Source organism: Novosphingobium sp. LASN5T, assembly GCF_003856955.1.
GTDB lineage: Bacteria > Pseudomonadota > Alphaproteobacteria > Sphingomonadales > Sphingomonadaceae > Novosphingobium.
In genome coordinates this window covers 1-6,622 of record NZ_RQSI01000095.1, presented here as the reverse complement: position 1 = coordinate 6,622, position 6,622 = coordinate 1, and the positions used below count along the sequence as shown (strand labels likewise).

5 protein-coding genes and 2 pseudogenes are annotated in these 6,622 nt (G+C 63.5%); 5 read left to right on the top strand and 2 right to left on the bottom strand.

Annotation, left to right across the window (positions count from 1 at the left end):
* Positions 1 to 88: 88 nt before the first annotated feature.
* Positions 89 to 226, bottom strand: a pseudogene (locus EH199_RS24565) (zincin-like metallopeptidase domain-containing protein); the annotation flags it as partial.
* A gap of 136 nt (positions 227 to 362) precedes the next feature.
* Here EH199_RS24565 and EH199_RS24025 point away from each other — a divergent pair.
* The 5 genes from EH199_RS24025 (at position 363) to EH199_RS24000 (ending at position 6,255) form a co-directional block, all read left to right on the top strand.
* Positions 363 to 1,496 (top strand): tyrosine-type recombinase/integrase, encoded by a 1,134-nt coding sequence (locus tag EH199_RS24025; protein ID WP_124811539.1) that lies wholly within the window; start codon positions 363 to 365, stop codon positions 1,494 to 1,496.
* A 48-nt stretch (positions 1,497 to 1,544) separates the two neighbouring features.
* Positions 1,545 to 3,272 carry a site-specific integrase gene (locus tag EH199_RS24020; RefSeq protein WP_223806915.1) on the top strand — a complete coding sequence of 576 codons (1,728 nt, stop codon included), beginning with the start codon at positions 1,545 to 1,547 and terminating at the stop codon, positions 3,270 to 3,272.
* 287 nt (positions 3,273 to 3,559) lie between these two features.
* Complete coding sequence (locus tag EH199_RS24895) at positions 3,560 to 5,098, top strand: hypothetical protein (RefSeq protein ID WP_223806914.1); 1,539 nt, start codon at positions 3,560 to 3,562, stop codon at positions 5,096 to 5,098.
* Positions 5,085 to 5,558, top strand: coding sequence for a hypothetical protein (locus EH199_RS24005; RefSeq protein ID WP_124811537.1), 474 nt, complete (start codon positions 5,085 to 5,087; stop codon positions 5,556 to 5,558). The genes EH199_RS24895 and EH199_RS24005 overlap by 14 nt, the downstream gene beginning before the upstream one ends.
* 139 nt (positions 5,559 to 5,697) lie before the next feature.
* Entirely contained in the window at positions 5,698 to 6,255 is a 558-nt protein-coding gene (locus EH199_RS24000) for a cation transporter (RefSeq protein ID WP_223806913.1), read from the top strand.
* A gap of 39 nt (positions 6,256 to 6,294) precedes the next feature.
* On the opposite strand, the pseudogene EH199_RS23995 reads toward EH199_RS24000, so the two are convergent.
* A pseudogene (locus tag EH199_RS23995) lies at positions 6,295 to 6,498 on the bottom strand (zincin-like metallopeptidase domain-containing protein); the annotation flags it as partial.
* Positions 6,499 to 6,622: the final 124 nt, after the last annotated feature.

Genomic DNA, 6,622 nt, shown 5'->3' with positions numbered 1-6,622 from the left:
ACGGTGGTCATCAGGCCGGATTACGCCAGCTTATGGATAGCGCTTCATCCGGCCTGATGCCCCCCTGCGTTGCGCTGAAGCATACCGATCAATGGTGCGTCAGGCGCGGTGCAGACTGTCCAGATAAGGCGACCAGTTCCTCGGCGGCATAGGCAGCCGTACCGAAACGGTTCTTGAGATCGCGACCCAAGCGGCTCGCATGGCCGGTCCAGTGCGACAGTTCGTGGTAGGTTCCATCCATAGCGTGTCCTTTCTGTCCTCTTCTGCCAATCCAGCAGGACACTTATTCCTGGCCCCCTCTTCTCTTCCGGACAGGGAGGGCCCGAGGGCCCTCCCTGTCCGGTCGCAATCGTGGAGTGGGTATGGCGCAGCTGTTGTTCTCGACACCGGCATTCCGGCCCGACGGGTCATCGGTAGAGAATGTTCCCATCCTGCTTGATGGGGGGATGCGGCTCATCGAGCCGGCCTGCGCATGGTTGATGCATGTCGCGCTGGTGCGCGGCAGAACGCGTAGTCCGCAGACCTGGCGGACCTACGGAGAGGCGCTCTACGACTGGTGGCAAACGCTCGAGGCCAATGGCTGGGAATGGAACGATGTCGGTCCAAGCGAACTGGCCGCCTATCGCGACCAGATGCTGCAGCCTCGCGACGACACCGGCAGGCCGCTGGCGCGCAGCACGATAAACGGCCGCCTAAGAACGATAGGCCGGTTCTACCGGTGGAGCGTTGCGAATGGACTGATGCCTCAGGTCCCGTTCGCGAGCCAGGAAATCGCGCTGTCGCGCAGCCGCCCGCGAGGCTTCTTGGCCCACATCGATGCCAGCGGTGGCCGAACCGTGGCCAACGAGTTGACCGTACGGCACGTACCCATGTTGCCGCGCCCGCTCGCGCCTGAAGCGATCCGGCGCATCTTGGCCGGGATGTCGGTACGCGACCGGCTGATCGTCGAGTGGGCTGTGACAACCGGCATCCGCCGCATGGAAGTGGCGGGCCTGACTTTACGCCACCTGAAGAGATCGGGCGGCGAGCCGATGATCCCAGTGCAGATCGACGAAACCAAGGGCGGGCGTTCGCGGATAATCTATCCCCCGGCCCCACTTGTCGACCGCACCCGAGCCTATGTCCGGGAGGAACGGACTGTCCTGGTCCGTCGCACTTCGGTGAGACGAGCTGGTCGCGATCCCGATGCCCTGTTCCTGACCGGCCGGGGGCAGCCGATGAAACCGCGCAGAGTCGGCGCGATGTTCACGGCCGCCGCTGAAGCAGCGGGAGTAACGGCAACGTTCCACGCGCTGCGGCATACCTTCGCCGCCGCCATGCTGCGGTTCCTGCAGCGCGAAGCCCAGACCAATCCCGAGCTTAATCCGCTGCTGACGCTGCAGGTGCTGCTCGGCCACGCCGATCTCGCAACCACGGCGGTCTACCTGCGCGTTGTCGAAACCGATCTCTCGGTTATCGAAGCGTCGGTCGACGATCTCTATGCGGCGTTGCTTTAAATGGCGCGGCGGCAAAAAGACTATCGGGTTGCGACTGCACCCGAACCAATGATCGGCAATCCTGGCGCGCTGCTCATCAACATCGTGGGCGCTGACGGGAAGTTGGGGTGGTCGTTCGACTTCTCGGTCTTTGCCGTTCGACCGATTCTGGCGGCGGAGTGGGCTCTCGCCTTCAGGCACCATTACGCCGACAAGTCCCAGATTACCCGCTACAATGCGTTCCGCCGACTCAAGGAGTGGTTCGAGTTCGTTGCCGAGTTCGACACTGCTGTGGCGGCCACCCGTGACATCAGCACCGCAATGCTGAGGGCATTTATCATCTCGCTCGAAGCCAAACCATGGAGCAAGGGCACGCGCTACTCGGTCTGGTCGATCATCAAACAGCACTTGGCCTGGCTTCAACGAAATCGACCCGACCTCATTGATCCTCAACTCGACATCCCGTTCAATCCCTTCCCCCGGAAAAATGCCGAAGCCCGCCAGCGCGAAGCATTGAGCCGCCCTGAAATGGAGCGCGTTCTCGCCGCAGCGCGCTCAGAAATCGAGGTGGCCTGGGCATCGTTCCAGGAGGGTCAAGCCGCGCTGGCTCGGGTCGATCGCGAAGCCATCGCAGCCGAAAAGGATCTCAAGAGGCTCAGTCTCGACGATATAGGCGTCCTGCTGGCCGTAATCGTGGACCGATTCGCCGGGGTGCCTCCAAAGGTCAACGACATGCTACGCAAGGGTGCGGGGATGTGGCCGCTCCATTTTGCAATCGTCCGGCACGGTGGGATCGGCGCAATCTCCTCCTGTTTGTTCGCGGTGCCGGAAACGATCGTCGCCTACATGATCGCGATCGGCGCCCAGACTTACGCCAACACCGAAGCGCTTCGGATGATGCGCCGGGACTGCATGAGTGAGCATTTGCTGCTCGATGGGCGGGTGCTCGTCAGCTGGCACAAGGGCCGTGCCGGCCGCGAGCAACGGCGCAGCTTCCTGAGAGACAAGAGCTTCTCGGTGCCTACCCTCATCGAGCAGGTTCTCACCCTGACTGAAAGGCTGGTGCCGCATGCTCCGAAGCGGGATCGCGAACGGCTGTTCCTTGTAGGAGGTGTACGCGTCTCACGCGTAATCGGCGTCATCCCCGATTATCTGGCATCGTCGCTGACCCGGCGGTTCGTTCGACGTCACCGTCTGCGTGACGACAACGGGAAGGTACTCAAGTTGACGCTGGGTGCGTTGCGCGCTTCGGGCCTGACGCTGGCGCATGAGCGCCTTGGCCACGACATCCTCAAGACCCAGGCACTTGCAAACCACGCGTCGCCAGACACCACGCAGCGCTATGTTGACCGGCCTCGGGTCCGGAAAGCTCAGGCCATGGCGATCGGCGGGTTGCAGGCGCGGTTCGTCCAATCGGTTCGCAGCAAGAACAAGCGGCAGCCCGAAATGGAACCTGCTCATAATTTGCGCAACGCGACCGCAGGCGGCTTTACCTGCCGTGATCCGTTGGCCGGGGTTGCCGAGGGGCAACGAGCAGGCGTGGTATGCACGGCCTGGCTCGGCTGCTTTACCTGCCCGAACGCGGCTATCCCGCTCGACGAAGATGTGCTGATCAGGCTGCTTGCGACACGGGCGGCACTCGGCGCGGCAAGGGCCGGCATGGCGCCACAGCGCTGGCAGCAGCTATACGCGCCCAAGCTGGTAATCCTCGATCGCGATATCTTGCCCAGGTTCCCGCAAAGCATGCTCGATCGGGCATCAACGGCACCGCTGCCTCAGCTGCCGCCGATCGAATGACTGTTCGCCCGCGCCCTCACATCCCAACAGCGACATGGGAGTGTGACCCACTCTCGCCTTGGAGTCGGTTCGGGGACGATGAGTGGCGCCTCGATATCCGCACTGCGGGTCGCCGCGCGGACCAGAACCGGTTCAGTTGGACGGTGCCGCCACCAGAAAACTCCCGCATCAGCGCTCGCGACCATGTCCGGCTGATCCGCGCAGCGAAGCAGTTCCTGTGGTCGATGCGAACCGATCCACCAGCGGGACGTAAACGAGCGGCAGCAGCGTCGATCCAGTCACGGGCCATGAATCTGCGAGCGCTGATCGGATGGATGGCGTGTGAAGGCTATGCGCGGTTCGCCGAAATCGATCCATCTGTCATCGAGCGCCTGTGCGTATGGCTGCGCAACCGGGAATCGTCGCGCGGTAACGGCAAGCTCAACTCGCGAACCATCGCAAACTACCTGCTCGTAGTGAAGGATCTCTACCGCCAGCGCGCCAAGCTCGAAGATGCGCCGCTTGTCGATCCACTCCCCCTCGAAACCACCTATGAGGCGGCAGGCGTGACGCGAGCCGGCGCCGGGGCCATCCCGTTCATCCCCGATCCGGTCGCCATCGCAATCCTGAACGAGGCTTTGCGGTGGATCGAGGATCATGGCGACACGATCGTGCGCGCCGAAGCGCTGCGGCGCGAAGCCCATGCAGAAGGACTGTCGCGTGGTCAGAAGCGGCTTGCATCTCATTACGTGCGCAGGGCCCTCCAGGCAGCTGGCTGGACCTGCCCGCTCGGCGGCCCCCTCGACGGCGCATATGCCGTGAGGGCAGCGGCCGTCCATCTCGTCGAGGCATGCTACATTGTGATCGCAGGGTTCGTTGGCATGAGGGTCAGCGAGATCCTGTCGATGAAAGTCGGCGCGGTCGAATACCATCAGGTTGGCGAAAGCGGGGTGAAACAGGCGTATGTCGCAGCGCGTCTGTTCAAGACAGTCGATGACCCCGATGGCCGGCTCGAACGTTGGGTGGCGCCGGCACCGGTCGTTCGTGCAGTCGGTCTGCTGGAAAGGCTGAGCGCACCCTTGCGCGCAATCTCGGGGCGCGACGAACTGTTCCTGGTGAAAAATACGCAGTACGGCGAAATCGTGCCGGTCACCCACATGCACATTGGGTGGCGGATCAACGACTTTGCGCGTCACGTCGGCTTGCCGCCGCACGAAGGTAAGCCATGGTCGTTCAGCACGCATCAGTTCCGCAAGACCTTCGCCCGGTTCATCGCTCGGCGGGACCGCACGCAACTCCTCGGCCTTGCCGAGCACTTCAAGCATGCCTCGGTGGCGATGACGGCGCGTGGTTATGTCGGCAGCGACTTCGATCTGCACGAACTGGTGAACCACGAAGCCCGGGCGGAGACGGCTTCAGCGCTGGATCGCCTGCTCGCCGCCAAACGCCTCGGCGGGAAGATGGGCGAGCGCATCGTCGCCGGGAACGCCCGATTCCGCGGCCGTGCCGGCGAGCAGGTACGACGGGACTACGTGGCGTTCATCCTCGAAGAAACCGACCTCAGGATCCATGCCTGCGATTATGGCTGGTGCGTGTTCCAGCAGGAGACCTCGCGCTGCGGCGGCGAACTGGAGCCCGACGAGGCTGGACGTGCGCCAGCGGTGTGCCTCGCGTGCGCGAACATGGTGATCGAGACAAAACACCGGGGCTACTGGCGGGATCGCCGGGCACGCAATGCAGCGCTGCTGCCGGGCGCCAATCCCATGACGGCGGCGGTACTCAATGAGGCAATCGGTCAATGCGAGCGAGTGCTTGCGCAAATCGGAGATGGCGATGAGCAAGGATGACGCAGGCTCACGCGGGCAATCCGCGGCAAGGAGCTACCGGGCGGCGCTGGCAAGGCTGGTGCGCGGCGAAGGACGCCACCCCGACCATGCAGGCCGGGCTGTCCGGATCACGCCGGCTGCGGTTGCCCGCGAAGCCGGGCGAAGCCGAAATCCGCTCTATGCAACGCATCGTGAGATCCTCGACGAAATCGAGGCGGCGGCGGGGTCCGACACGCCGGTTCGCGATCTGGCGACCCGGCTCGACGAGCTCGAAGCCGAACTGTCGCGCCTCAGGGCTGATGCCCGCCGACACAGCGACGAGCGAAGGGAGCTCGCGAGCGTGAACCTGACGCTCTTGCACCGCGCACGAAGTGCGGAGGACAAGCTGGCAGCGCTGCTTCGACGAACGCCGGATATCGGCGTGCCGTCGACAAGCCTTGCCAAGGAAATCCTCGCGCAGGCCGACTTCAGGAAAAGCTGATGGGCCGCACGCAAACAAATCTGGCTGCCTGGCTGGCGCTGGCCGGAAAACTTGCCCCTTGGGCCCAGGCTCCTATGCTGAGCGCATGGCAGACTGCGGATGTGGCCCAACAGAGGCGGAGACCCGAGCACAGCGACAAGTGCTGTGGATCGCACTTGTCCTGAACGGCGCGATGTTCGTCGTCGAAACGATCGCGGGGCTTCGTGTACACTCAACGGGGTTGATCGCCGACGGCCTCGACATGCTGGCCGATGCTTCGGCCTACGCCATTGCCCTGTCCGCCGTGAACAAGGGCGCCGGGTTCAAGTCCAACGCCGCCATCCTGAGCGGCACTTTGCTGCTCTTACTTGGCATCGGCGTCGTCATCGATGTGATGCGCCGGCTCGTTGCGGGTGAGCAGCCAGAGGCCAGCTGGATGATCGGCGTGTCGAGTGTGGCTCTTGCAATCAACGCGACCATACTGTGGCTGCTCAGCACACAGCGCCGCGACGAGGCCCACCTCCAGGCCACATGGATCTTCACACGTGCGGACGTGGTCGCCAATATCGCCGTGATCCTGTCGGGGATCGCTGTACTGCTGACCGGTAGTCGATACTTCGACCTCGCAGTCGGTGCCGCGATCGGCATCTACGTCATCAAGGAGGCCATCGAAATCTTCCGAAGCACGCGAGCCGGCAGAGCATCGACCTGCAACTGATGACGTTGCAGCGGCGTTGCGACAGCACTGCAAGTCCTCTCATGCCGCCAGCTTCTCGTCCTGGGGTTGCCGAGCATGCATCCAATCTGCTGCGGCCTGCGCTTTGCTCGCCAAGGTGAAGATCGCGCGAGCGTCGGCCTTGAGGACCCTAAGCCACGAGGCAATATAGGCGGCATGGTCGGGTCGCGGATGATGCGCAATACCGAGGTCGGCCATGATCAAGGCAGCACCAAGGTCCGCCACATATCCTGACAGTCCAGCGCTAATGTGAATTCCAGCGCCATTTTTGCGAACCTGTTTCACGCCGCCATCTCCTCGGCCTGGGGCTGCTGGGCATGCATCCAATCGGCTGCGGCCTGGGCCTTGC